At 42.1% G+C, this 22,480-nt stretch carries 26 protein-coding genes and 1 pseudogene; 16 read left to right on the top strand and 11 right to left on the bottom strand.

Annotated features, from left to right (window positions below):
* Positions 1 to 282 precede the first annotated feature (282 nt).
* Both IM456_RS14720 and dprA read left to right on the top strand, forming a co-directional pair.
* Positions 283 to 1,074, top strand: coding sequence for a hypothetical protein (locus tag IM456_RS14720; protein WP_149986213.1), 792 nt, complete (start codon positions 283 to 285; stop codon positions 1,072 to 1,074).
* Positions 1,075 to 1,685: 611 nt separating this feature from the next.
* A complete protein-coding gene (dprA, locus tag IM456_RS14715) occupies positions 1,686 to 2,834 on the top strand; it encodes a DNA-processing protein DprA (protein ID WP_149986214.1) in 1,149 nt (382 codons plus the stop codon).
* Here the strand turns inward: dprA and trxA are convergent.
* Complete coding sequence (gene trxA / locus IM456_RS14710; protein WP_149986215.1) at positions 2,831 to 3,163, bottom strand: thioredoxin; 333 nt, start codon at positions 3,161 to 3,163, stop codon at positions 2,831 to 2,833. The genes dprA and trxA overlap by 4 nt on opposite strands.
* Before the next feature lie 378 nt (positions 3,164 to 3,541).
* Between trxA and IM456_RS14705 the strand changes: the two genes are divergently transcribed.
* Positions 3,542 to 4,747 (top strand): acetate kinase, encoded by a 1,206-nt coding sequence (locus tag IM456_RS14705; RefSeq protein WP_287691992.1) that lies wholly within the window; start codon positions 3,542 to 3,544, stop codon positions 4,745 to 4,747.
* A 4-nt stretch (positions 4,748 to 4,751) separates the two neighbouring features.
* On the opposite strand, the gene IM456_RS14700 is transcribed toward IM456_RS14705, so the two are convergent.
* The 5 genes from IM456_RS14700 to IM456_RS14680 form a co-directional block, all read right to left on the bottom strand.
* Complete coding sequence (locus IM456_RS14700; protein ID WP_287691990.1) at positions 4,752 to 5,303, bottom strand: anti-sigma factor family protein; 552 nt, start codon at positions 5,301 to 5,303, stop codon at positions 4,752 to 4,754.
* Positions 5,304 to 5,416: 113 nt separating this feature from the next.
* The gene (locus IM456_RS14695) at positions 5,417 to 6,073 is read right to left on the bottom strand and encodes a sigma-70 family RNA polymerase sigma factor (RefSeq protein WP_149986218.1); all 657 of its coding nucleotides are present in this window, start codon (positions 6,071 to 6,073) and stop codon (positions 5,417 to 5,419) included.
* Positions 6,074 to 6,464: 391 nt separating this feature from the next.
* Positions 6,465 to 7,055, bottom strand: coding sequence for a PAP/fibrillin family protein (locus IM456_RS14690; protein ID WP_149986219.1), 591 nt, complete (start codon positions 7,053 to 7,055; stop codon positions 6,465 to 6,467).
* Positions 7,056 to 7,254: 199 nt separating this feature from the next.
* On the bottom strand, positions 7,255 to 7,386 hold the full coding sequence (locus IM456_RS14685) for a hypothetical protein (RefSeq protein ID WP_287691987.1): 132 nt from the start codon (positions 7,384 to 7,386) through the stop codon (positions 7,255 to 7,257).
* 32 nt (positions 7,387 to 7,418) lie between these two features.
* The gene (locus IM456_RS14680) at positions 7,419 to 7,982 is read right to left on the bottom strand and encodes a bilin-binding protein (protein ID WP_149986221.1); all 564 of its coding nucleotides are present in this window, start codon (positions 7,980 to 7,982) and stop codon (positions 7,419 to 7,421) included.
* A gap of 149 nt (positions 7,983 to 8,131) precedes the next feature.
* Here IM456_RS14680 and rseP point away from each other — a divergent pair, with 149 nt between their 5' ends.
* From rseP to IM456_RS14665, 3 genes are all read left to right on the top strand, one after another.
* The gene (gene rseP, locus IM456_RS14675) at positions 8,132 to 9,223 is read left to right on the top strand and encodes an RIP metalloprotease RseP (protein ID WP_149986222.1); all 1,092 of its coding nucleotides are present in this window, start codon (positions 8,132 to 8,134) and stop codon (positions 9,221 to 9,223) included.
* Positions 9,223 to 9,876 (top strand): endonuclease III, encoded by a 654-nt coding sequence (gene nth, locus IM456_RS14670; protein WP_287691985.1) that lies wholly within the window; start codon positions 9,223 to 9,225, stop codon positions 9,874 to 9,876. Before rseP ends, nth begins: the two co-directional genes overlap by 1 nt.
* Before the next feature lie 363 nt (positions 9,877 to 10,239).
* A complete protein-coding gene (locus IM456_RS14665) occupies positions 10,240 to 10,848 on the top strand; it encodes a rhomboid family intramembrane serine protease (protein ID WP_149976247.1) in 609 nt (202 codons plus the stop codon).
* Here IM456_RS14665 and IM456_RS14660 read toward each other — a convergent pair.
* Positions 10,845 to 11,171 (bottom strand): antibiotic biosynthesis monooxygenase family protein, encoded by a 327-nt coding sequence (locus IM456_RS14660; RefSeq protein ID WP_002759792.1) that lies wholly within the window; start codon positions 11,169 to 11,171, stop codon positions 10,845 to 10,847. The genes IM456_RS14665 and IM456_RS14660 overlap by 4 nt on opposite strands.
* A 168-nt stretch (positions 11,172 to 11,339) precedes the next feature.
* Between IM456_RS14660 and IM456_RS14655 the strand changes: the two genes are divergently transcribed.
* Positions 11,340 to 11,882 carry an NADPH-dependent FMN reductase gene (locus IM456_RS14655; protein ID WP_149986224.1) on the top strand — a complete coding sequence of 181 codons (543 nt, stop codon included), beginning with the start codon at positions 11,340 to 11,342 and terminating at the stop codon, positions 11,880 to 11,882.
* Here the strand turns inward: IM456_RS14655 and folB are convergent.
* The 3 genes from folB to IM456_RS14640 form a co-directional block, all read right to left on the bottom strand.
* On the bottom strand, positions 11,869 to 12,225 hold the full coding sequence (folB, locus tag IM456_RS14650) for a dihydroneopterin aldolase (protein ID WP_110578203.1): 357 nt from the start codon (positions 12,223 to 12,225) through the stop codon (positions 11,869 to 11,871). The two genes, IM456_RS14655 and folB, sit on opposite strands and share 14 nt — an antisense overlap.
* A gap of 239 nt (positions 12,226 to 12,464) precedes the next feature.
* A complete protein-coding gene (locus IM456_RS14645) occupies positions 12,465 to 13,448 on the bottom strand; it encodes a glycosyltransferase family 2 protein (protein WP_287693113.1) in 984 nt (327 codons plus the stop codon).
* Between the two features lie 56 nt (positions 13,449 to 13,504).
* Positions 13,505 to 13,699, bottom strand: coding sequence for a hypothetical protein (locus tag IM456_RS14640; RefSeq protein WP_149986226.1), 195 nt, complete (start codon positions 13,697 to 13,699; stop codon positions 13,505 to 13,507).
* Positions 13,700 to 13,856: 157 nt separating this feature from the next.
* Here IM456_RS14640 and IM456_RS14635 point away from each other — a divergent pair, with 157 nt between their 5' ends.
* From IM456_RS14635 to IM456_RS14600, 8 genes are all read left to right on the top strand, one after another.
* Entirely contained in the window at positions 13,857 to 14,777 is a 921-nt protein-coding gene (locus IM456_RS14635) for a glycosyltransferase family 2 protein (RefSeq protein WP_149986227.1), read from the top strand.
* 14 nt (positions 14,778 to 14,791) lie between these two features.
* Positions 14,792 to 15,751 carry a GDP-mannose 4,6-dehydratase gene (locus IM456_RS14630; protein ID WP_002759805.1) on the top strand — a complete coding sequence of 320 codons (960 nt, stop codon included), beginning with the start codon at positions 14,792 to 14,794 and terminating at the stop codon, positions 15,749 to 15,751.
* Positions 15,752 to 15,753: 2 nt separating this feature from the next.
* Complete coding sequence (locus tag IM456_RS14625) at positions 15,754 to 16,971, top strand: glycosyltransferase family 4 protein (protein WP_149986228.1); 1,218 nt, start codon at positions 15,754 to 15,756, stop codon at positions 16,969 to 16,971.
* A gap of 30 nt (positions 16,972 to 17,001) precedes the next feature.
* The gene (locus tag IM456_RS14620; protein WP_287693114.1) at positions 17,002 to 17,985 is read left to right on the top strand and encodes a glycosyltransferase family 2 protein; all 984 of its coding nucleotides are present in this window, start codon (positions 17,002 to 17,004) and stop codon (positions 17,983 to 17,985) included.
* A 27-nt stretch (positions 17,986 to 18,012) separates the two neighbouring features.
* A complete protein-coding gene (locus tag IM456_RS14615; RefSeq protein ID WP_150977841.1) occupies positions 18,013 to 18,567 on the top strand; it encodes a phycobiliprotein lyase in 555 nt (184 codons plus the stop codon).
* Positions 18,568 to 18,654: 87 nt separating this feature from the next.
* Positions 18,655 to 19,047, top strand: a complete 393-nt coding sequence (locus IM456_RS14610) for a MerR family DNA-binding protein (RefSeq protein ID WP_149986231.1) — start codon at positions 18,655 to 18,657, stop codon at positions 19,045 to 19,047.
* 5 nt (positions 19,048 to 19,052) lie between these two features.
* Positions 19,053 to 20,273: a hypothetical protein gene (locus IM456_RS14605; RefSeq protein WP_149986232.1), complete on the top strand. Its 1,221-nt coding sequence runs from the start codon at positions 19,053 to 19,055 to the stop codon at positions 20,271 to 20,273.
* Positions 20,270 to 21,052: a hypothetical protein gene (locus IM456_RS14600; protein WP_149986233.1), complete on the top strand. Its 783-nt coding sequence runs from the start codon at positions 20,270 to 20,272 to the stop codon at positions 21,050 to 21,052. Before IM456_RS14605 ends, IM456_RS14600 begins: the two co-directional genes overlap by 4 nt.
* 323 nt (positions 21,053 to 21,375) lie before the next feature.
* Here IM456_RS14600 and IM456_RS14595 read toward each other — a convergent pair whose 3' ends face one another.
* A complete protein-coding gene (locus IM456_RS14595) occupies positions 21,376 to 22,026 on the bottom strand; it encodes a nitroreductase family protein (RefSeq protein WP_147069994.1) in 651 nt (216 codons plus the stop codon).
* Positions 22,027 to 22,220: 194 nt separating this feature from the next.
* On the opposite strand from IM456_RS14595, the pseudogene IM456_RS14590 reads away from it, so the two are divergent.
* Positions 22,221 to 22,480, top strand: a pseudogene (locus IM456_RS14590) (RNA-guided endonuclease TnpB family protein); the annotation flags it as partial.

The raw sequence follows: 22,480 nt of genomic DNA, 5'->3' as shown, positions 1-22,480 counted from the left end.
GGGAGAGTGGAGAAATTGTCAGGATATTCTGACAAAGTTTGGGCTTAACTTCGTAAAGTTGATGATTTTTCCCAAGTTAAGGATTTTTGCGGGAGGGTGGATGGTCTGGAAGTTAGACTGGATAAGGATTTGGGGAATTTTGGGGACTTTTTTCTTAAGTTCCTAAACTTCGGTTGTGTTGAGGAGCAGGAGAAAAATATACTGGATTGAAAGTTATACATTGTGAAGTTTTTCTTACTGTGTATTACTTCTAAGTACCATAAATTATTGAGGGTAAATTCGATGATATTGAATCTGAACTCCGAAAATCCGAACAAGAAAAAGTTTGCATTTTTAACGGGGATGATTGTTTCCGTTTTGGCAATCTTAGTTCTTACCGTTGGTAATCCTGCTTTTGCTCAACCTGTTTTTACAGACAAACTCGATTTTGGTTTAACGAGCTTTTATCCAGATGCGGCTTCTCAACAGAAGAAAGTTGATACATTAAAGAACCTTAACTACAACATCTCTGTTCCCCTTAACGTGGAAGATATAAAAGATAAACTAGGTGATGGATCATTTCAGAGTGCCGACCTAGATTTTAGTACAACCCAGCCCACCGTTCCAGGTACCAATACGCGTATTTCCTTCACCGGCCCTATTACCGCAACTAACGGAGTTGCTGAAACTTCTAAACTTTATGCTGTTGTCGCAGGAAAGCCTAAATTAAACACTTGCCCAGTTGAAGTTCAGGAAACACAGATTGCATTCTTCAATCAGAAAGATGATGCAAATACAAAAGCTCAGGCTCTTTCCGACGAAGGATATCTGGTTTATGTCACTGCTAATGCTGCTGTACAAAACGAAGCCAGAGATAAAATTATCGAACTCAACTGTCAACCTAATGCTCAAGGAGTAATTGTTAATGGTAAAACACAGAAAGTTACTGTAGATTTTACAGATATTTTCAACTTGCTACCGCAAAATTTACAGCAGCCTGCCAAAAATTCACCTTTTGTTTATTCACCAAAAAGTGATTCCATTTATTTAGTCAATGCCAGAAAAGAATATGATCCCAGTAACCCTACAAAATAAACTTATATAAAACACCTCGTTTAGGAATGGGAATTCAATAAATTATATTACTGTGGAGTAGATATCTGATGATTAAAATATCTTATCCACAGTTTGTTTAATGCTTGACTATAAATTGAAACGCAATTACCGACAATGACTGTCTAGATGTTTTCTAATAGACTTTCTAGCATTGCGCCCGCCGATCTCGTAGGATGCGTTACTTAGCGCGCCTTTTTGCTTTAAATTACAATAAATTTGTCTATTATATGCGTCACGCCACGCTAACATATTCTAACGTTACTGCTACAATTGGCTCCAAAGACCACTATAACCAACTAAAACCATGACTCAAGCCACTTTTGCAGAAATACTAGACGCAACCGAACAACTTCCCCTAAAAGATCAATAACAACTTATTCACCTGTCAAAAAATTGCTTGCGAGTCCAAAAAAGAGCAGAATTAGTTAAAGACATTAACGAGGCTCAACAGGAATATGCTCAATGCCAACCCGCAACACCTCAACAAGTAATGGAAGAGATTCTGGCATGATTAAAATAAATTAAGGTCATCTGGCCGCAGTCAGTTGTAACCGACTGAAAGTATTATTTTGTCTGAGGAGCTTCTCAAATTGACAGACGATCGCGTTTATTGGTTAGCATGGTCAAGTATTGCTGGAGTCGGGCCAATTTCCCTGAAGCGACTCTATCAGCATTTTGGCAGTGTCGCTGTGGCCTGGAATGCCGCCGATAGTGCGATCGCAGAAGTGGCGGGATTTGGCAAAAAGTTAATGGTAGCGGTACGGGAAGGGCGATCGCAAATTGACCCAGAAGCTCTTTTCGCCGAACATATCCAGAAAAACCCCCTGTTTTGGACTCCTAGCGACCCAGAATATCCCCGCTTTCTCTGGGAAATTCCCAGTCCTCCCCCCTTACTTTACTATCAAGGAAAGGTCAATTTAGAGGAAAATCAGGGAAATATCCCCACCGTCGCCATTGTGGGTACTCGTAACCCCACGGATCACGGCAGGCGCTGGGCGCGGCGCTTAAGTACCCTTTTGGCCCAACAGGGATTTACTATTGTTTCTGGTATGGCCGAAGGAATTGATGGAGAGGCACACCAAAGCTGTTTAAAAGCAGGGGGAAGAACGATTGCCGTCTTGGGAACGGGGGTCGATGTGGTTTATCCTAGTCGTCATCGGCAGCTACACGCGGACATCCAAAAGCAGGGTTTGGTGATTAGTGAACATCCTGCGGCAACTCAACCGAATAAAGCCCATTTTCCCAGTCGTAATCGCATTATCGCCGGTTTAAGTCGCGCGACTATTGTTATCGAGGCCCCCGAAAGGTCAGGCTCCCTAATCACGGCCAGTTATGCTAACGAATTCGGCGGCGATATCTATGCTTTACCCAATTCTCCCGATATTGCTGCTGTTAGGGGTTGTTTACAACTCATTCATCAGGGAGCAGAAATTATCGTTTCTGAGGAGAAATTATTAGAAATGTTGGGGGCAATTCCCACCGCGAACCAATCCGCACCGGTTAATCTTTCCCCTTCACTCCCTCTAGAGACATCCCCGGTCGTTAATGCTGCTCCTCCAGTCAATCTAGAACCTAGACTAGCACAAGTGTATCAGTTATTTGACAGAGATGCCCTGTTGTTTGACATTATTGTTCAAAAAATGCAAATCCCCACCTCAGAAGTGGCGGGGATCTTATTGGAATTAGAATTAATGGGTTTAGTGACTCAGTTACCCGGTATGCGTTACCGGAAAACCTAGTTAACTCCCAGGAGTTTATTTAGGGTATTAGCTAAAGTGGTTCTCGGTACAGCCCCGACCACCATATCAACTTTTTGACCTTCTTTGAAGATCATCAGAGTAGGAATACTGCGAATCCCGTACTGACTAGCGATAATGGGGTTTTCGTCGGTGTTGAGTTTCACCACCTTGACTTTCCCTATGAACATTTCGGCAATTTCTGCGACAACGGGAGCCACCATTCGACAAGGACCGCACCAAGGAGCCCAGAAATCCACTAGGACAAGGTCGGTACTATCTAAAACTTCGACTTTAAAGTTGGCATCTGTAACTGCAGGAACCTCTGACATACTTAAGAAATCCTCTAGTAATCACGGTTATCTAGAATACGCAAAAATTCCATTCTAGAGATTCGTGGTGCGATGTTGACATTCCACTGGTGAAAAGGACGAGAACTAGCTCTAAATCCACTATAGAGGCCTTAACTTGCATCAGAGGTAGCTTCTTGGATTAATTTCACAAGGGGGTATTCTCCTATTTTATAACCCTAGAGGCTCTATTTTGACTTTTTTTTGATAAAGTTTTGTAATATTGCCCGAGTCAGGGAGGGGTGATGGGAGCCAGATAAAATTTTCTGGAAGAAAAACCCGAAAAGTCAGCGATTTTATCTAGGCTTAACCTGAGTTTGATTATGATCAGCACAAGCCACCTCCTAATTGAGCTTTTTTATGAAAATTCTGGTCTTAAATGCGGGATCGAGCAGTCAAAAAAGTTGTTTGTACGATTTAGAGTTTCTCCCCGGCCATCCTCCGCAACCAATTTGGCAAGCGGGGATCGATTGGACGGTTAACCCTGATTACGGGGTTTTAACGGTAAAAGCTCAGGGAATTAAACAGGAAATTAATCTTTCTAGTCAGGATCGTCCGGCGGGAATTGCTCGGATGTTAGATACCTTAGTCACTGGCGAAACTAAGGTAGTAGCCAACCTCGCCGACATTAGTATAGTCGGTCATCGAGTTGTCCATGGTGGCACGGAATATTCCCAGGCTACCATGATCACTCCCCAGGTCAAAGAAACGATTAAAAAGCTGATTCCCCTGGCTCCTAGCCATAATCCCGCTCATTTAGAAGGAATTGAGGCAATCGAGCAAGTTTTGGGCGATGTTCCTCAAGTAGCAGTGTTTGACACCGCTTTTCATCGTTCTATCCCTCCTGAGTCTTCTCTTTATCCCATTCCCTACCAATGGAGTGAACTGGGAATCCGTCGCTATGGTTTCCATGGCACCAGTCATCAGTACTGCTCGCAACGGGCCGCCGAATTGTTGGGAAAACCCCTAGAATCGTTGAAAATGGTGATCTGTCATCTGGGCAATGGTGCTTCCCTATCGGCAGTCAAGGGGGGTAAAAGTATCGATACTACTATGGGATTTACTCCCCTAGAGGGATTGATGATGGGAACCCGCAGCGGTTCGATCGATCCAGGGATTCTGATTTATCTAGAGCGAGAATATCAATATAATCCCGATAGTTTAAATAGTTTACTCAATAAAGAATCGGGTTTAAAGGGAATTTCCGGTATTTCTGGAGATATGCGGGCAATTACCACGGCGATGGCCGAAGGCAACCAGAGGGCAAAATTAGCATTTGAGATGTATATTCATCGTCTGAAAGGTTTAATCGGATCGATGATTGCTTCTCTAGAGGGTTTAGATGTGTTGGTATTTACGGCAGGAATCGGCGAAAATTCAGCTTTAGTACGGGAAAAAGCCAGTCAAGGCTGGTCTTTTTTGGGTTTAGAGTTAGATTTGGCTAAAAATGCCGCTCGTCCCCGGGATGAGGATATCGCCACCGACACATCTAAAGTACGAGTGATGGTAATTGCTACGGCGGAAGATTGGGCGATCGCACGAGAATGCTGGCATTTATCCCCATAGACCCTTACCGTTGGCCATTCTCTTTTGGCTGTTCCGTTGCGGGAATCTCGATAATCGGATGGTTAAGAGCAATCATCAAATGGTCTCCCTCTTGGCTAATACTGCTCGGACTGCTCGCCATTTGGGAGAGGGGATCATTGCGTTCGGAGACGAAGTAGGAGCCAATAGCGATCGCCATAGCGGTGAAAATTGCGCCACCATAAACATAATATTGCCGACGACGCTGACCATCGACTTTTCTGAACACCTGTTCTGCCAATCGGTCGCTGGCCATAGTAGCCGGTACGGGAATTTGCTTTAAATTGGTTTGTAATCCCAAGAGCTGCCGATAGAGTTTTTTAGCAGCAGCATCATGGTCTAACCAATGCTGAACTAGCTTCCGTTCCTCTACCGTTACTTCGTTATCAATATAGGCGCTAATTAAATCCAAACGATGAGCTTCTTCGTTATCCTCATCTAATAACAAAATATCCTCGGTTGCGGAGTTGCAATCGCTGTCATCGTGACGTAACAAAGACTTGATCCATTGAACGTCTTCGGGTTGATAATTATTCATGGTTGACCTCGACCAGAAGCGATCGGTATACAATCACTTTTCACCAGCACGGAGCTAGTTAACTTTAACGACTCCTCACTTCGACCGTTAGTGCCGAATCACCACAATTTTCTTTAGCCTTCCGTAAAATAGGGCTGTAAAACAGATTGTAATTTAGCGCGAGCGCGAGCAATGCGGGATTTAACAGTTCCTAAAGAAACTCCCGTGATCTCGGCAATTTCTTCGTAGGCCATGCCTTCAATTTCTCGCAGAATAATAGTTGTCCGAAAAGCTTCAGGTAAATCAGCGATCGCCGACTGTAATTGATCGTAGAATTCGTGGGTGGTGAGATGTTCATCGGGACTGGGGTAATCGGACTCGATATCCCAATCGATTTCGCCATCTTCCACGCGCCGGGGAGCATCGAGGGAAATGGGGTGATTAACCCGCTTGCGTTTCCGCAATTCGTCGTAAAAAAGATTAGTGGCAATGCGACTCAACCAACCGCGGAACTTGAGGGGTTCATGGAGACGGTTAATATTGCGATAGACGCGAATCCAGACCTCTTGAGCCAAATCGGCGCGATCTTGCCAATCGGGAGCCAAATGATAGAGTAATTTATCAACATGAGCCTGATAGCGCCGCAGCAGTTCCGCAAAAGCTGCTCGATCGGGCTGGCACCCTTCCTGACAGCGTGCAATCAGATCATAGTTGGAGAGTTTGTCAGGGGACACGGGGTTTTGAGACTTTTTGGCCTCAAGTGACCAAGATGCTGGAATCGATTGACTCATGGGATTTCCTCTAAGGATATAAACTCCTCACTCAGAGCTTGAGGACGGGAGAATTCAGTAAAGGTTCCCGAAAATAAATAATTTTTTTCCCATATTTTGATTCTAACCGATCGGGGCATTCATCTGGGGAAGTGGGGAAGTGGGGGAGATGGCGAGCATTTTCAGTCAACAGTGAACAGTAATCAGTGCCATGAAAACTCACATCTGATAACTGATAAGTAGCTGGTTATAATTAAATTAAAAATGGATTTTAGGTTCGATCCCCCCTGCCCCCCTTGATAAGGGGGGTGCCGATAGGCGGGGGGATCTGATAATTTTTAACGCCTACCTACTTAACTGATAACTGATAACTGATAACTGATTCAAGGCTGTCTCCTGAATGGCTCTTCAGTTAGGTTTTTTCCTTAGCGAGAATAAAGACGCTGCCTTCGCTGCCGCGGCCGACGCGGAGATCTTCATCGAGATAGGTGATATCGAGCCAACCTTTTTGTTGGCGATTATTGAAAGAAAAATCGAGGGGAGGAAATTTTTTGCCACTTTCGATCGCTTCGATAAATTCTTGGGGAGAATGATAATTGAGAAGACGTTGCAGACCGAGGATCGAGCGCTCAAATTTGACCATTATCCGACGCTCGGATGTGGGTTCAAAGGTAGCGGAGACGATTACTGCCCCTTCTAGCCAAGGTAATCCGATAATTTCGGCGATATTGTAAAGTTTTGACTTGTTCAGGTCGAGATATTGATAAATTTGCCCTAATTGAAAAAAAGGTAGGCCATCTAGTCCCAGAATGCCGCGGCTGCTGGTGAATAGTAAACGCCAATTGCCCCCTAATAGTTGTTTAACTTCCAGGGGATGAGGATGGGGATTGTGGTCCTCCAATTGTTCGATCGCCGCCAAAATCCGCACGCGGTCGCTTTCCGTGGCCAGGAGTCCGCGATTTCTACCAGCGATCAATTCCAGTAATTTCGCTTTGGCATCCATAGAATAGACCTCTTGTAAAAATCAAAAATTGTTGTTAGGGTTAGGAGTAAGTAGCCAGTAGTCAGTAGCCAGGAGAATTAAGAATGAATAATAATCAATTAAATGGTCTATTTACAGATTTTAGGCAATTTAATCCTTATTTGTGCCGTTTTTGAACCCTCAAAAATTAATTATGCAAGAGGTTTAATCTCCCTTACTTTTATAAACTACCTCGACCCGCTAGGTACTCGATCGAGGTTTTTGGTGGTCTCAAGAGGTTTACTTGCGCCGATGATTTCAGAGTTTCAACGAGGTTAAAACCTCGTTGAGCGGCATTTTCAACCGTTGGCATCACTATTTTAACACAGATTAAATGCCGCAGTTTTAAAACTTTTTCATAACCGTAATTAAGTGATCGAAATAGGGAGTAATTGCGTTTTTTTCTGAGTCGCTAAAATACTCTAAGCTGTATTGTTTTAAGGCTTCTAAGCCCGAAATCATTGCCCCTAATGGTACTTGCAATTCTTGGTAAAGAAGACGCATATTTTCCAATCCCTCGGCACTGGTATAGGGAATCTGTTGTCCGACAACACCGTAGGTAATACAGCGTAAAAAGTTCCAGAAATCACGCCAACAAGCTTCGGCGCGGTGGGGTGGATAAAGATCGCCTCCGGGTTGAAGAATGGTAGGAAATTGGCTTAAGACAGTCTGACGAGCGTTATCGACGATAACATTAGCATTATCCCGCAGTTTTCGAGCTTGCTGACTAGAAACGAGTAAATCAGGCTCTAAATTGACGATAGTATCTAAATCGCTGTCGCTGAGATAGCGAGTTTGATCATCCGCTTGTTGCCAAACAGCGATCGCTGATTGCTGATAGGGCCAATTAGCGAAACTGATGATTCTCGCTTTTGGGATTAATTGCTGGGCGCGCTCACTCAAAGGCATCGATCGCTCTCCGTTGGATCAGGTTAGGCAGTTAAGATCTCTTTTACCATAAATGATCGAAAAATTAGCGATAACTCAAGATTTTTTGAAATCTATCCAAGAGGATCGCTTACAATAAACAAAAGCTAAGTCATTATAATTTGATCATCATGTCAGTTTTAATAGCGATCGGTGTACTTGCCCTATTAATTGTCGTTCACGAATTGGGTCATTTTGCCGCTGCTCGTTGGCAATCTATCCATGTTAATCGCTTTTCCATCGGTTTTGGTCCAGCTTTAGCTAAATATCAAGGTAAAGAAACGGAATACGCCCTCCGCGCCATTCCTTTAGGGGGTTACGTTGGTTTTCCTGATGACGATCCCGATAGTCAAATTCCCAATAACGACCCTGATTTATTACGCAATCGTCCTGTTTTTGATCGAGCTATCGTCATTAGTGCGGGAGTAATTGCTAATTTAATTTTTGCCTATTTTTTGCTTGTTACCCAAGTCGCTACGGTGGGTTTTCCCCAAATTAACTATCAAGAAGGGGTAATTATTCCTGAAGTTTTCACGGCTGAAAATTCCGTCGCTAAACAAGCGGGAATGCAAGCGGGGGATATCGTTCTCGCTATCAACGATCAGCCCCTTGGTGCTTCTCAAAATGCCATTATTGACTTCCGTGACATTATTCAATCTTCCCCCGATCAACCCCTAAAATTAACCATCAAACGCCCGACAGAAACTCTCGATTTAATCGTTACTCCTGAATTGGGAAGTGATGGTCAGGGTAAAATTGGGGTGAGATTGGCTCCTAACGGTGAAGAAACTCGCCTGAAGGCCGATAATTTTGGGCAAGCTTTTAGCTTAGGTGCGGGTGAATTTCAGCGATTAACCCTATTAACCGTTCAAGGTTTTGGGCAGTTAGTTAGTAACTTCAAAGATAGTGTTCAACAGGTAGCAGGACCGGTTAAAATTGTCGAATACGGAGCGGCGATCGCTCGTAATGATGCGGGTAATCTTTTTCAATTTGCCGCCCTAATTAGTATTAACTTAGCCGTGATTAATATTCTACCTCTACCTGCCCTTGATGGCGGTCAATTGGTATTTTTATTAATCGAAGCTTTGGTAGGTAAACCTCTCCCAACTAAACTACAAGATAACATCATGCAAACAGGTCTAGTTTTACTCTTAGGATTAGGAGTTTTCTTAATCGTGCGCGACACGGCTAACCTAGCAGTTTTTCAGGATTTATTCCAGTGATGGACTCTCGAAAAAAAACTGAACCTCAACTGCGTGCCCTAGAAATTTTAAGCAACCTAAAGCGATTATATCCAGAGGCAACCTGTAGCTTAAATTATCAAACTCCCGTGCAGTTATTGGTGGCAGTGATTCTCTCGGCACAATGCACTGATGAGCGGGTAAATAAGGTGACTCCTGCTTTATTCGCTCGTTTTCCCGATGCTAAATCCTTAGCTTTTGCCGAGCGAGAGGAGTTAGAAACTCTCATTCGTTCCACGGGATTCTATCGCAATAAAGCTAAAAATATTCAGGGTGCTTGTCAAAAAATCCTCAAGGATTTTCAGGGGGAAGTACCCAAGACAATGGCGGAATTATTAACTTTACCTGGGGTAGCTAGAAAAACGGCTAATGTGGTACTCGCTCACGCTTACGGGATTATTGAGGGAGTGACAGTAGATACCCACGTTAAGCGCTTAAGTAATCGTTTGGGTTTAACTACTAATAACGATCCGGTGAAAATTGAACGGGATTTAATGGCTTTACTACCTCAACCGGATTGGGAAACTTTTTCTATTAGTATTATTTACCACGGCCGGGCGGTTTGTAAAGCAAGAAATCCCGCTTGTTTTTCCTGTCAATTAGCCTCTCTTTGTCCCACAGCAAAAGTAAGCTAATTAGGACTTACTGAAAAAGGTTTTTCTGGTGGCAGGGTGTGGGGTAGGGTCGTTTCATTCTCTCAAATGTCATTCTCTCAAATCTTTATCTGGTAATGTTTTTAGTCGATTTCTCGGAATAAATATCTGAAAATTTTTCAAAACGTCGTGCTTAGTAGCTTGATTCATGAATCAAGCTACTATGAGTTTATTCATGAATCAAGCTACTATGATCAGCCCTAGGGTTTGGGGTGCTTTTTTCGGTGATCAGTAAACAGTAAACTGATAACTCACACCTGATAACTGGTAACTCACACCTGATAACTGGTAACTGAATCACTGATAACTGATAACTGATAACTGATAACTGATCTGGGGGCTATAATGGGAAAAAATAGCTCATCCATCAATCTTATGAGTCAAGGATCTCGGCAAGAAATAAAAACCCAAGCAATAATCCTCGCTACTTTTGTGGCGATTTTTTGGCTGTTAGAGATTTTAGATCAATTTGTTTTTCGGGGCAGTTTAGACTATTTCGGGATTATTCCCCATCAAGTCATCGGATTGCGGGGTATTCTTTTCGCACCTTTCCTACACGGTGACTTTCCCCATCTTATTGCTAATACGGTTCCTTTCCTGATTCTCGGTTGGTTGGTGATGTTACAGGAAACCAGTGACTTTTTTATTGTGACTGGGTTAACTATGCTGGTGGGGGGGTTAGGAGTCTGGTTATTTGCTGCTCCCGGATCCATCCATATCGGGGCAAGTATCTTGATTTTTGGCTATTTAGGTTTTTTATTACTGCGGGGCTATTTCCAAAGAAATATTCCTTCTATACTCTTGTCAATTCTAGTCTTTTTACTCTACGGTGGCACAATTTGGGGCGTTTTGCCTTCCCGTCCGGGGATTTCTTGGCAAGGACATTTATTTGGTTTCCTAGGCGGGGTTTTAGCCGCCAAATTAATCGCCACCGAAAAGAAACATTATCCCTAAATGGGGGAACCTTCTATCTCGCTACATACTTCATAAAAATCGGTGACAGGCGGTTTCGCAAACAGAGGAGCCATGGATTTCAGCAATAATTCATGGGCTTCGCTTTTATTTGCCTCCATATCATCGATTTTATCCCAGATGATCACGGCAATTCCTTCATCGGTTCCGGGTTTTTGCAACAGAAAAGCCCCCTGGAATCCCGTGGAATAGGTGGAAACGGCCTTTTCGTAGAGTTTTTGAGCCTCGGAAAAACACCCCGGTTTGAATTCACCAATAGCCACATAGGCATATTTATGTTTGAGAAAATCGAGAAATTCTGGCATGGCAATGAGGGGAAATGGAATAAATCAATAAATCTTTCTTTCTACTCCTATTAAAACTTAGATTGATCGCTCTCTCCGCCCCATCGACATATTTTTTTAACTAAGCTTCCCCAATTGTCTCTTTTTTTGTTAGCTTATATGTAGTCGTTATGAGTTCGTATAAGTTCTATGATCAAAATCGTTGGTATCAATGGCAGTTTACGCCCTGGATCCTATAGTGCGATGGCGTTAGAAGTTGCTATAAGTCGAGTACAGGCGTTAGGAGTAGAAACGGAGATAATTGACCTGAGAAAACTCTCTTTACCCTTCTGTAACGGGGGAGATGACTATTCTGACTATCCCGATGTGGCCAAAATGCAGCAAACGGTTAAATCGGCAGCGGGATTAATTTTGGCGACACCGGAGTATCATGGCAGCGTCAGTGGTGTGATGAAGAATGCCCTAGATTTAATGAGTTTTGAGGAGTTATCGGGAAAGGTTGCCGGATTAATCAGTGTTTTAGGCGGCCAATCCAATAGTAACGCCCTAAATGATTTAAGAATCATTCTCCGTTGGGTTCATGCTTGGGTAATTCCGGAACAAATTGGCTTAGGACAAGCGTGGAAAGTCTTCAACGAAGAAGGAAAAATCCTTGACGAGAAGCTTTCCCAACGTTTTGACGCTTTTGCGCGAAGTTTAGTCGATAATACCCGTAAACTCAACGAGATCTAGTGATATCGATGGTGATTTTACCGGTGAAATGGGGAATTGGGGCGGCAGGTTTCGATAATTGTACTCTTACCTGTCGCACTCGATCGAGTTGTAGGATATCCTCAGCGATAACCGTGGCCAATTTTTCCACTAGGGCAAATTTGCTGGTTTCAATCTGGTGTTTGACAATTTCGATCGCCTGTCGATAATCTAGAGTATCTTCAATCGCGTCACTTTTGCCAGCAATGCTGATATCAACTTCTAGGGATAAATCCACCTCAAACCATTGACCTAAAACCTGTTCTTCGGCCAGATATCCTGTGTAACCGTAGGCCCGAATTCCTGTAACGTGAATAGTATCCATAGATAGTTAAATTAAAAAACTGGCGGCTTTTCCCACAAAGATGAAGTGTAACCTAATTTGGTATCGACGACCCAATCCCCAAAAGGAAAACTTCCTATCTTGTCACCATTAAGATAACTGCTAAGTAAGTGGTTCTAATTAAATAGAAGATAGATTTTGCCTTCGATACCCCCTTAATCCCCCCTTGATAAGGGGGGTGTCTGACAATTTTTAACACCTACCTACTTATAAGTTATCGTTTACACGGCTCTCACCTGTTCGGCGTAATCTTTGGGACGTAGTTGACGGAAACCTTGAAAAGCCAATTGTCTCAAGTTTAGAGGTAAATAGGAAAGCAGTAAACCCAGTCTGGCCCGTCGGGATTTTCCTGACAATTTCGAGGCTTTTTCTATTAAAACTCGCCCGGCTTCGGTTTCTCCCTTTTCAATTAATTTTATCCCCAAACATTCCTGTAAAAAAGCCGTCCTTTTCACTCTTTCTTCTTCTAATTTTACATCATTAAAGTGATAACCTTCTGTACAAAACAAGTTTGCTTGCAAAAAGTGAACCGCTTGTTTTAAGCTAGTTTGCCCCCCATGGAAACGATATTCCATTAATAATTCTGGCAGAAAATAAGCTTGTTTTCCCGCTAAAGCTAAACGCACTAATAAATCAAAATCTTCACAACCATCCGCCTGAGGGCGCATATAATCCACATCGGCTAAAGATTGATAACGAAAAAGAGTCGAACCCACCTGTAAACTTTTACAGGAAAAAGTTTGTCTTTCTAAATCAGGAATAATCCCTTGTTGTAATCTATCTTTGCCCCATTTCGCTGAATTTTTTTTTGTTGCTGATGCAACTCTTTGTCCAAATCTATCAATAATCCAGTGATCTGTACAGACAAAATCAACGGTTTTTTCTTGATCTAAAATAGGGACAGTTTTCGCTAAAAATTCAGGAGTTAGTCCATCGTCATCATCGAATTTAATAAAATATTCTCCCCGAGCAGCCGTAAAACCCGATCGCATATTTAAACTTCTGCCAATATTTTGAGGATGACGCAGATAAATTATTCTCGAATCCTGAAATGCTGCCACCACTTCTGGGGTACGATCAGAAGAACCATCATCACAGACAATTAACTCAAAATCTTCATAGGTCTGCCGCAACACAGTATTAATCGAATAGCTGAGATAATCGGCGCGGTTATAGGTGGGAATACAAACACTTACTTTTGGCATAATATTTCAGTTATCAGTTATCAGTTATCAGTTATCAGTTATCAGTTATCAGCTTGTTACTTGAGAAAGGCAATTAGGCTCTTCGTTACTTGGTATGGTTCGAGCGGGTGGCATAAATAGACTACATCCTTATTTGGCCAGAGACTTAATTGATTAGTTCGTTCTAGATGGAAAACAATTGACAAAAATAGCCAAATGTCTTTCTCTATAATGGTTTCATCTCTTATAACCCCGTCTATTGCATAACACAAACCGAAGAACCGGCAATTAATTGGCCATTTTTCTAGTTATCATCACTATTGTCTAGCTGACGGCTGACGGCTGACGGCTGACGGCTTTAAAAGTATTTTTACATTTTTCCAAAGGAATGTTAAGTTTTAGGGTATTGAATGAGTAACCTTGATAGCCATGGCTCCTAAAATAGCAGGGATTATCTGTACCCACAACCGCGATCACTACCTAGCAGGAGCGATCGATAGTCTTTTAGGGCAAACCTGCCCAGATTGTGAGATTTTAGTGGTTGATAACGCATCTACCGATAAAACCCGTCAAGTGGCCCAGTCGCGTCTGGGAGATGGGCGGCTAAAATACGTTTACGAACCTATTTTAGGGCTATCTACCGCCAGAAATCGCGGGGCGAAGGAAACTAGAGCGCCGATTTTAGCCTATTTGGATGACGATGCGATCGCAAGTCCTCAATGGTTGCAAATTCTGTTAAATGCCTACGAAAATAACCAAAAACTGGCAGTAGCAGGGGGAAAAGTCACCTTAATTTGGCCGCAAGGCTACAGTCAACCCAATTGGTTATCCGATGAGTTAGCAGGGGGTTTAGGGGCTTTCGATTTGGGCGACAATGTGGTATACATTAGCCAGGCGAATTTAACTCCGCGAGGGGTTAATTACTCGATTCGGCGAGATTTATTGGAGAAAATTGGCGGTTTTGACCCTAATTTGGGAAGAATTGGCAAAAAACTTCTCTCTAATGAGGAATTATACACTACAGAACTGGCACTCGCCCAGGGATGGCAAGTGGGCTATTTTCCCGAAGCATTGGTGGAACACAATGTTGCCCCGGAAAGAATCAATCGTCAATGGTTTATGCGTCGCAGTTGGTGGCAAGGCATCAGCGAACACTACCGGGAAGAAGTGGCAGCAAAGACGGGATTGGCTCAATTTGGGCGAGGAGGTGAGCGTTTGGTGAGAGGATTGGTTAAATCTGTCAAATTTATCAATGATCCCGCTAAAAGGTTTGAGAATCTTCTCTATGCCTACGGACAAATCGGTTATTTAAGCGAGGCCGCCAAGGCGATGTTAACCCCTCAAAAGTAAATTATTGTAAATAAATGGGTAAAAAAGCGTTAATTTGTGGTATATCGGGCCAGGATGGAGCATACCTAGCCGAATTACTGTTAAAAGCTGGCTATACAGTTTGTGGCACCTCCCGGGATGCCCAAATGTCCTCTTTTAGTAACCTGAAACGTTTGGGAATCAAGGAACAGGTAAAACTAGAATCGATGGCACTGAACGACTTTCGCAGTGTCCTACAAGTCTTAATTAAAATTCAGCCCGATGAGGTCTATAATTTGGCTGGACAAAGTTCTGTGGGTTTATCCTTCGAGCAGCCGGTGGAAACCTTAGAAAGTATTGCCACGGGAACCTTAAATCTCTTAGAAGCAATTCGATTTACCGGAGCAAAAATTAAATTATATAATGCAGGATCGAGTGAATGTTTCGGGGATATCGGCGATAATTCTGCCGACGAAAATACCCCTTTTCGTCCTCGCAGTCCCTACGCTGTGGCCAAATCGGCGGCTTTTTGGGAAGTGGCTAATTATCGAGAAGCCTACGGAATTTTTGCCTGTTCAGGCATACTTTTCAATCATGAATCTCCCCTGCGTCCCGAGCGCTTTGTTACCCAAAAAATTATCGCTGCCGTGGCTAAAATTGCCCGGGGAAGTATCGAGACTTTACACTTAGGAAATATGGATATTCAAAGGGATTGGGGTTGGGCACCGGAGTACGTTGAAGCGATGTATTTAATGCTGCAACAGGAGCAACCCGATGATTACGTCATTGCCACGGGAGAAAGTTCAAAACTGGAGGATTTTGTCGCCACAGCTTTTGCTACTGTTGGCTTAAATTGGCCAGATCATGTAATTTCCGATCAAAGTTTATTAAGACCAACAGATTTAGCCATTAGTCGCGGCAATCCCAACAAAGCTAAGGAAAAATTAGGTTGGCAAGCACGATACAAAATGACCGATATTGTCCGCATGATGGTAGAAAATCGTTTAGAGGAATAGCTATGAATATCTTAATGATTAGTTCCGCCTTCCCCTATCCACCAACCAGAGGGGGAACTCAGGGCAGAACTTTTAATTTACTCAAGTATCTCAGCAAAAATCATGATATTACTCTCATCGTTCAGCGTACTGCTGATGTCAGCGATGAGGAGGTAGAAAAGTTAGGTAACTTTGTTAGTGAATTGGTAGTTTTTCCCCGTCCTCGAGATGCCAAAACTGGAATAATTGCTAAACTGCAAAGATTAGCTCAATTCCTGCAAACGGGAACCCCTCCCAATGTACTTTTTGGCTATTCTCAAGAGATGCAGAACTGGATAGATAGGGCAGTTAATAGTCAAAAATTCTCAGTAATTACCAGTGAACATAGTGTTAATGAAATTTATATTCGTCCCCAATGGCAACAGCAAATTAGGACAGTAATTGATGTGCATAGTTCCCTCTATCAAACCTGCAAAAGTCAATTAGAAATTGGGGTTTCTAGTCAAGAATTACGGGATCGTCTCTACCTTCCTCTCATGGGTCGCTACGAACAAAAAACTGTGCAGAAATTCTCAAAAATTGTCGTCACTACCGATGATGATCAAAAACAAATGGAAGAATTTGCCCCCAATGGAGAGATTTATTTAATTCCTAATGCAGTAGATTTAGATTTGTTTCCCTATCGTTCCCAGGATCCTGCTGGACATAATTTAGTTTTTATCGGTGGGTTAGATTATTGGGTTAATATCGATGCGGCCTGTTTTTTAGCTAGGGAAATTTTACCTCGTATTCAAATTACTTATCCCGAGACTACTTTAACTCTAGTCGGTGCTAATCCATCCCTAGAAGTGCAAGAATTAACTAAGTTAAAAGGAGTAATTGTGACGGGACGAGTACCATCAATGACCACCTATCTTCATCAGGCAACTGTGGCAGTTATTCCCCTAAGAACAGGTTTTGGAATGAAGTTTAAAACCCTAGAATCTATGGCTGCGGGGGTGCCAGTGGTAGCCAGCGATCGAGGTTTAGAAGGATTAACAGTTGAAGGAAATAATGTTCCTTTAGCAGCCTTAAGGGCTAATAGTATTGAGGAATATTGTACGGCGGTTAGTAGTCTTTTTGAATCGGCAGAGTTGCGAGAAAAATTATCTAGAAATGCTCGCAAATTAATCGAAGATAATTATACTTGGCAGCAAGCGGCAGCTAAGTACGAACAAGTTTTGATTGCTGACATTTGTTAGAAAATTTCTCTAATTTTTTGGTAAATTAATATGCTATCAAATCAAATACCCGTGAAAATATCTGTTGTTGTTCCTCTTTATAACGAAGAAGAAAACATCGATGCTCTCTTTAGGCGACTTTTAGCGGTTTTAGAGGCACTAAATACCAGTTATGAGATCGTTTGCGTCAATGATGGTAGTCGTGACAATACTCTCAAAAATCTCCTGGAATATCATCAACGTTACCCACAAATTAAAGTGGTTAATTTATCCCGGAATTTTGGTAAAGATATTGCCATGTCAGCAGGAATTGATTACAGTCAAGGAATGGCAGTCATTCCTATTGATGCTGATTTACAAGATCCCCCCGAATTAATTGCCGAAATGATCGAAAAATGGCAGCAGGGTTATGATGTGGTTTATGCGTCCCGTCGGGTTAGAATTGGCGAAAGTTGGTTGAAACGTTTCACCGCAGAAGGTTTCTATCAAGTCATTAATAAATTAAGTCGGGTTCCTATTCCCCCTAATACGGGAGATTTTCGCTTGATTGATCGCCGAGTGGTAGAATCAATTAAAAAGATGCCCGAACGTCAAAGATTTATGAAAGGAATATTTGCTTGGGTGGGATATAAACAGACATCAATTTTATTCGATCGAGAACCCCGGTATCAAGGACAAACTAAATGGAATTACTGGAAATTATGGAATTTTGCCATCGATGGTATTACCTCTTTTAGTTTTTTCCCTCTGAAAGTCTGGACCTATGTAGGATTTATCATTGCACTTGTTAGTCTTGTTTATGCTAGTTTTTTAATTCTCAGGACTATTATTTTAGGAATCGATGTACCCGGATACGCTTCTCTGATGGTTGCTGTCTTATTTTTAGGAGGAATTCAATTACTGACTCTTGGTATTATTGGCGAATATATTGGCAGGGTTTATGAAGAAGTAAAGGGCCGACCACTTTATCTGGTTCGAGATTGTTATGGTTTTGAAAATCGGGAACAAGTTACTGATAAAATAACTCAAAATTAAAATACTGACAAGAGGAGAATGAAGTCTATGAATACCGAAGTTTTTCAGCAATTTTTTGCCTATTGTGTCGGTAGTTGGCAAACGGAAAGAACCTATCATTATCTAGCTGCTCAAGAGGTGGAACGTTCCCGTACTGAATTCCTCATTCAACCCCTGACTAGGGAGATTAAACAGAAAGTTCTGACAGATAATAACTATGCTGATATTGCGGATTTAGAAAGTATCCCGGGGTTTAATTTAGGTTTCTATACCATCTCGGAAAAAGGGGAAGAAGTGCGACAAAATCTTAATCTTTTATTTGTGGTTAGAGCAGAAAATAACGGTTATTTAGAAGGGGATTATCTTCGTGATCGCGCCTACGAAGAAGCAAGACCAATTATCTCCGCTTTTCGCTTTGATTCCACTACCAGAGAGTTATTAATGACCACCAATTATACTCGCAGTGTTTCCGTGGATTCAATTACTTTAATCAATCCAGACCTGCGAATTCGCAAAATTATTAACTATCAACGTCCCCAGCAGGGGGAACCCTTGGAAAAAGTTCTCTTGGTCGGTTTTGGAGTTGAGTGTAAAGTCAGTTAAAAAAATATTTCTTTCCCCCCCCCCTTGATTCTCCAGTCAAGGGGAGATTTTATCATCGAGTAACGATAGGATTAAGGAGCAAAAATAATGCTCAAAATCGGTCAACTTTCCCTAGAAAGTGGCGTTTCAATTAAAACGATTCGTTATTACGAGGAATTAGGACTAATTCAGTCCCCTGAAAGGACAGAGGGAAAATTTCGCCTATTTACTCCCGATACTGTCCATCGCTTGCTATTTGTCAAGAGATTACAATCTTTGGGTTTAAGTCTGCAAGAGATCCGCGAATGTTTAGTAATTTATGACCATGGAGAATTACCCTGTGGAGATATTCAAGAAAAATTAATTAAACATATTGCTGAGATCGATCAACAAGTGGAACAATTGCTTTTATTGCGTCAACAATTAACCGAAACCCTGCAAGGATGGACGGATACACCTGTAAAAGACGATCAATTTATTTGCCCTAATCTCAAGGTTTAACTATCATGAAAAAGTTAATTTTATTGGTAAGTGTAGCACTTATTTCTACTCCTGTCATTGCTCAACATTTACATCTTGATTCACCTCAAACTCAGACTTTACAAGCAATTCCTGACGATATACCAGCTTGGATGTATAACAAGCAACGTAATCATATTTATCCCCAAAGAGGGGTTTATAACAATGCCATTTATAATGTCAGAGATTTAGCTTTAGACTTGAATGCGATCGCTGTTGGTCATGCCTTTGCTTACGAAGATATCGTAACGGGAAAAGCGAAAGATTTAGAAACTAAGACATACCAAAAAATTAATTGGGTTTTAAAAAATCCGCCTAAATTTATGCCCGACGAGGGTAATATTTCCCCAACTTTTGGCAGAAAATACGGTGTTTTAGAACAGGTTTTCGAGTGGGCGCATATTTTCCATGCTCAAACCGTTGATGTTTTAGCCAGCAGCAAATTAACCAACGAGGAAAAAGAGGCGGAAATTAAAAAATTATATCAATTTTACTTGACAAAAGTTCCCTATGCGATTACGGGATTACCCATGAATATGGGTTATCTGGATTCCCAGCCTTATTCTAAAGCCTTTCGCCAGAAATATCCGAAAGTTAATGGCTTATTTTGGGGCTACCATTGGTTACAAGGAACCATGTATGACTTGCTTTATGAGAAAACTTTAGAGGAACAAAAACAGGCTTATAAACAGGTGGGTAAACAATACCATAGTCAGGAATTGTATCGCACTGATCGAGCTTTTATGCCCATGTTTGCCGAACTTAGTCCCAAGTTTGCCCGACGTTTTCCCGCAATATCTAACACCTTTGATAACCTGCATATGTTGCACGATATGGTTAATGATATTCTGGCATCAGATTGGCTAACTCCCCAACAAAAAGACGAACAAATTACCCGCGCTATTTGGTTAGTAATGGCTGCTAATCATCGGGAAATGGAAGCAGGAAAAAATTATGGTGGTGAAGGACTACATGATCATCGTTTTGAGTCAGGAATTCCGGGGATGGGATTAATGCCAGCAGATATTTCTCACGAAGGTCATAATCACGAAAATACTCATAATTCTGAGAAAAAACCTGATAATTCTCAGGGAGATGAGGGGGGAGATCACCAACACCATAACCACGAAAATTACTCTCCAGAAAACCCTCCTAATACGGAGAAAAAACCTGACGACAGCAATGATCAAGAGCAACTGAAAAAATGAGAAGATTTTTATTAATTGCTGTGGGTTTAGTCGTTAGTTTAACTAATCCAGTTTTTGCCAACGATCATAACAATCTTGATTCCGGTCGTCCCCTTTCTTTTGATGATGCTGAAAGTCTTGGTTTTGGGGAACAATCGATAGAATTTGGAGGAAGTCTAGTCTTTCCTGAAAATAGTAATCTTGGGGGTGAGTTTGATATTGAATACCTCAACGGTATTATTCGCAATGGTCATATTATTATCGGCATCGATCCGCAGGTGGGAGGTCGAGTTAATAGTGATGATACGGATTTTGATGTGGGAAATTTATCTGTAGGTTTTTTCTATAATTTCAATCGTGAATACGATAATGTTCCCGCTTTTGCCATTCGTACCGATTTAGGATTACCGACGGGAAATAATGCTAGGGGATTAGATTTTCGTCTGCGGGGAATTGCCAGTAAAACTGTTGGTCAATTCCATCGCTTGCATCTTAATCTCGATTTAAACATAAAAACCGATCCCGATGACGGCGATCAATCTTTTTTACCGGCAGCAATTCTCGGTTACTCGCGACCAATTGGTTATCCGAAACGCTTTGATCGCACTTTTTTAGCAGAATTGGGCGTAATTACCGGCGATAATAGTCATGGTGGCGTTTTAATTCGCACTGGTATGGGAATTCGTCAGCAAATTAATCGTCAAGGTGTGATCGATTTCGGTATTGAGGGAGATATTGCCACTAATGGCCATGATCAAAGTCAATTAAAGCTAAAAATCGGTTATTCTTTCGGATTTTAGGATTTTTCCCTAGCCTGCTATTAAAAGCTAAAATAGATGAAGTATAACTTAAATTTTGGTTTGACTGGGAGTATGAGGGGGTTTGGAAGTCCACATCTTCTCATCCCTGAAAACAACAGGGATATCTTACCAAAACCGATACTTTTCAGCAGACGATTTTTTAGTAAACTTTTAAAAGCGATCGTCAGACAGGTGACAAGGACAAACAGTACAAGAATACCAGTAAGCCAACCAAGAGTGATGGAAACTCCCCCAGCGCGCCAAAGGGGAGTGTTAAAAAAGGGCGTTAACCAAGCTGAGGGTGAGAAAGTCATCGCTAAAGTTTAGATTTGATAGGGATTACCCAAGCGATCCACAAAAACATTGTAATCTAAGGGTAAACGCCCAGGATTAAGCCGTGGTTCCGCCGCGTAACCGATGGGAACGACAACAGCGATCGCCAGATCGGGATGATCGGCAGCACCGATCACAGCTTTTACCTTGTCCTCGATCCAACCGTTGAGAAAACAACTAGATAAACCGAGACTTTCGGCAGCTAAAACCAGATGAGTGGCGGCGATCATGGCATCTTTAATCGCGTATTCCCGGGTTTTTTCGCCCAAATCCTGGTGAAATCCCGGGATTGCCTGTTGAAAATATTTTACCGTGCCTTCGTTCCAGGCACCTGTACTGAGAGCCTGTTCATAGATAGGAGTTAGATCTCCTCCTCCTGCGGCAGCATCGGCAGCGAAAACAAAAGTAACCGGCGCTTGGATAATTTGCTTTTGTCCCCAAGCGGCCTCGGCTAAAGCGGCCTTTTGTGCCTCATCTTGTACTAAAATAATTCGCCAATCTTGGATGTTGAAACTACTAGGTGCGGCAACGGTTAATTCTACTAGGGTTTTCAGCAGTTCTGGGGTGATCGGATCGGTGGTAAAAGTTTTAATAGAACGACGTTGATTAATCGCCGTGGGAACATCGAGAGGCAAGGTCATAAAGTCAGTGGATCAAGTTAAATACTTCTAATTATTATAAGGTCAGGTTATCAGCCCTAGACTTCGGTGTGACCGAAAATTTGGGTACAAGCCCCGCCATGCCCGCGCAGGGTCGGGCGGCTTTAAATAAATATGTATTGTCAACTTAAAGAATTTTGTGTTAAGATATTGATACTCAGTCAAGCAGTATCAAAATGTTTGTACTAGAATACAAAGTTAAGCCAAAACCTAATCAAATAGAAGCCATTAATGAGGCAATACGGACAACTCAATTTGTTCGGAATAAAGTTCTGCGTTATTGGATGGATAATCGGGGTGTTGGCAAAACAGAGTTATTTCGGTACAACACAGCATTAAGGAAAGAGTTGAAATTTGTTGATGATTTAAACTCCCATGCTTGCCAGACTGCCGTAGAAAGAACCTTGCGGGCAATTACTCGGTTTTACGATAATTG

This window comes from Microcystis sp. M079S1 (assembly GCF_020246425.1).
Taxonomy (GTDB): Bacteria; Cyanobacteriota; Cyanobacteriia; order Cyanobacteriales; family Microcystaceae; genus Microcystis; species Microcystis aeruginosa.
Note: the sequence above shows the minus strand (reverse complement) of the source record. Positions and strands in the feature narration are given on the sequence as shown.

What these genes read in the sequence shown, in the direction of transcription:
- IM456_RS14720 (WP_149986213.1), top strand. Translation starts at nt 283, where the DNA reads ATGATATTGAATCTGAACTCCGAAAATCCGAACAAGAAAAAGTTTGCA.
- trxA (WP_149986215.1), bottom strand. Translation starts at nt 3,163, where the DNA reads ATGTCAGAGGTTCCTGCAGTTACAGATGCCAACTTTAAAGTCGAAGTT.
- IM456_RS14705 (WP_287691992.1), top strand. Translation starts at nt 3,542, where the DNA reads ATGAAAATTCTGGTCTTAAATGCGGGATCGAGCAGTCAAAAAAGTTGT.
- IM456_RS14700 (WP_287691990.1), bottom strand. Translation starts at nt 5,303, where the DNA reads ATGAATAATTATCAACCCGAAGACGTTCAATGGATCAAGTCTTTGTTA.
- IM456_RS14695 (WP_149986218.1), bottom strand. Translation starts at nt 6,073, where the DNA reads ATGAGTCAATCGATTCCAGCATCTTGGTCACTTGAGGCCAAAAAGTCT.
- IM456_RS14690 (WP_149986219.1), bottom strand. Translation starts at nt 7,055, where the DNA reads ATGGATGCCAAAGCGAAATTACTGGAATTGATCGCTGGTAGAAATCGC.
- IM456_RS14685 (WP_287691987.1), bottom strand. Translation starts at nt 7,386, where the DNA reads ATGCCAACGGTTGAAAATGCCGCTCAACGAGGTTTTAACCTCGTTGAA.
- IM456_RS14680 (WP_149986221.1), bottom strand. Translation starts at nt 7,982, where the DNA reads ATGCCTTTGAGTGAGCGCGCCCAGCAATTAATCCCAAAAGCGAGAATC.
- rseP (WP_149986222.1), top strand. Translation starts at nt 8,132, where the DNA reads ATGTCAGTTTTAATAGCGATCGGTGTACTTGCCCTATTAATTGTCGTT.
- nth (WP_287691985.1), top strand. Translation starts at nt 9,223, where the DNA reads ATGGACTCTCGAAAAAAAACTGAACCTCAACTGCGTGCCCTAGAAATT.
- IM456_RS14665 (WP_149976247.1), top strand. Translation starts at nt 10,240, where the DNA reads ATGGGAAAAAATAGCTCATCCATCAATCTTATGAGTCAAGGATCTCGG.
- IM456_RS14660 (WP_002759792.1), bottom strand. Translation starts at nt 11,171, where the DNA reads ATGCCAGAATTTCTCGATTTTCTCAAACATAAATATGCCTATGTGGCT.
- IM456_RS14655 (WP_149986224.1), top strand. Translation starts at nt 11,340, where the DNA reads ATGATCAAAATCGTTGGTATCAATGGCAGTTTACGCCCTGGATCCTAT.
- folB (WP_110578203.1), bottom strand. Translation starts at nt 12,225, where the DNA reads ATGGATACTATTCACGTTACAGGAATTCGGGCCTACGGTTACACAGGA.
- IM456_RS14645 (WP_287693113.1), bottom strand. Translation starts at nt 13,448, where the DNA reads ATGCCAAAAGTAAGTGTTTGTATTCCCACCTATAACCGCGCCGATTAT.
- IM456_RS14635 (WP_149986227.1), top strand. Translation starts at nt 13,857, where the DNA reads ATGGCTCCTAAAATAGCAGGGATTATCTGTACCCACAACCGCGATCAC.
- IM456_RS14630 (WP_002759805.1), top strand. Translation starts at nt 14,792, where the DNA reads ATGGGTAAAAAAGCGTTAATTTGTGGTATATCGGGCCAGGATGGAGCA.
- IM456_RS14625 (WP_149986228.1), top strand. Translation starts at nt 15,754, where the DNA reads ATGAATATCTTAATGATTAGTTCCGCCTTCCCCTATCCACCAACCAGA.
- IM456_RS14620 (WP_287693114.1), top strand. Translation starts at nt 17,002, where the DNA reads ATGCTATCAAATCAAATACCCGTGAAAATATCTGTTGTTGTTCCTCTT.
- IM456_RS14615 (WP_150977841.1), top strand. Translation starts at nt 18,013, where the DNA reads ATGAATACCGAAGTTTTTCAGCAATTTTTTGCCTATTGTGTCGGTAGT.
- IM456_RS14610 (WP_149986231.1), top strand. Translation starts at nt 18,655, where the DNA reads ATGCTCAAAATCGGTCAACTTTCCCTAGAAAGTGGCGTTTCAATTAAA.
- IM456_RS14605 (WP_149986232.1), top strand. Translation starts at nt 19,053, where the DNA reads ATGAAAAAGTTAATTTTATTGGTAAGTGTAGCACTTATTTCTACTCCT.
- IM456_RS14600 (WP_149986233.1), top strand. Translation starts at nt 20,270, where the DNA reads ATGAGAAGATTTTTATTAATTGCTGTGGGTTTAGTCGTTAGTTTAACT.
- IM456_RS14595 (WP_147069994.1), bottom strand. Translation starts at nt 22,026, where the DNA reads ATGACCTTGCCTCTCGATGTTCCCACGGCGATTAATCAACGTCGTTCT.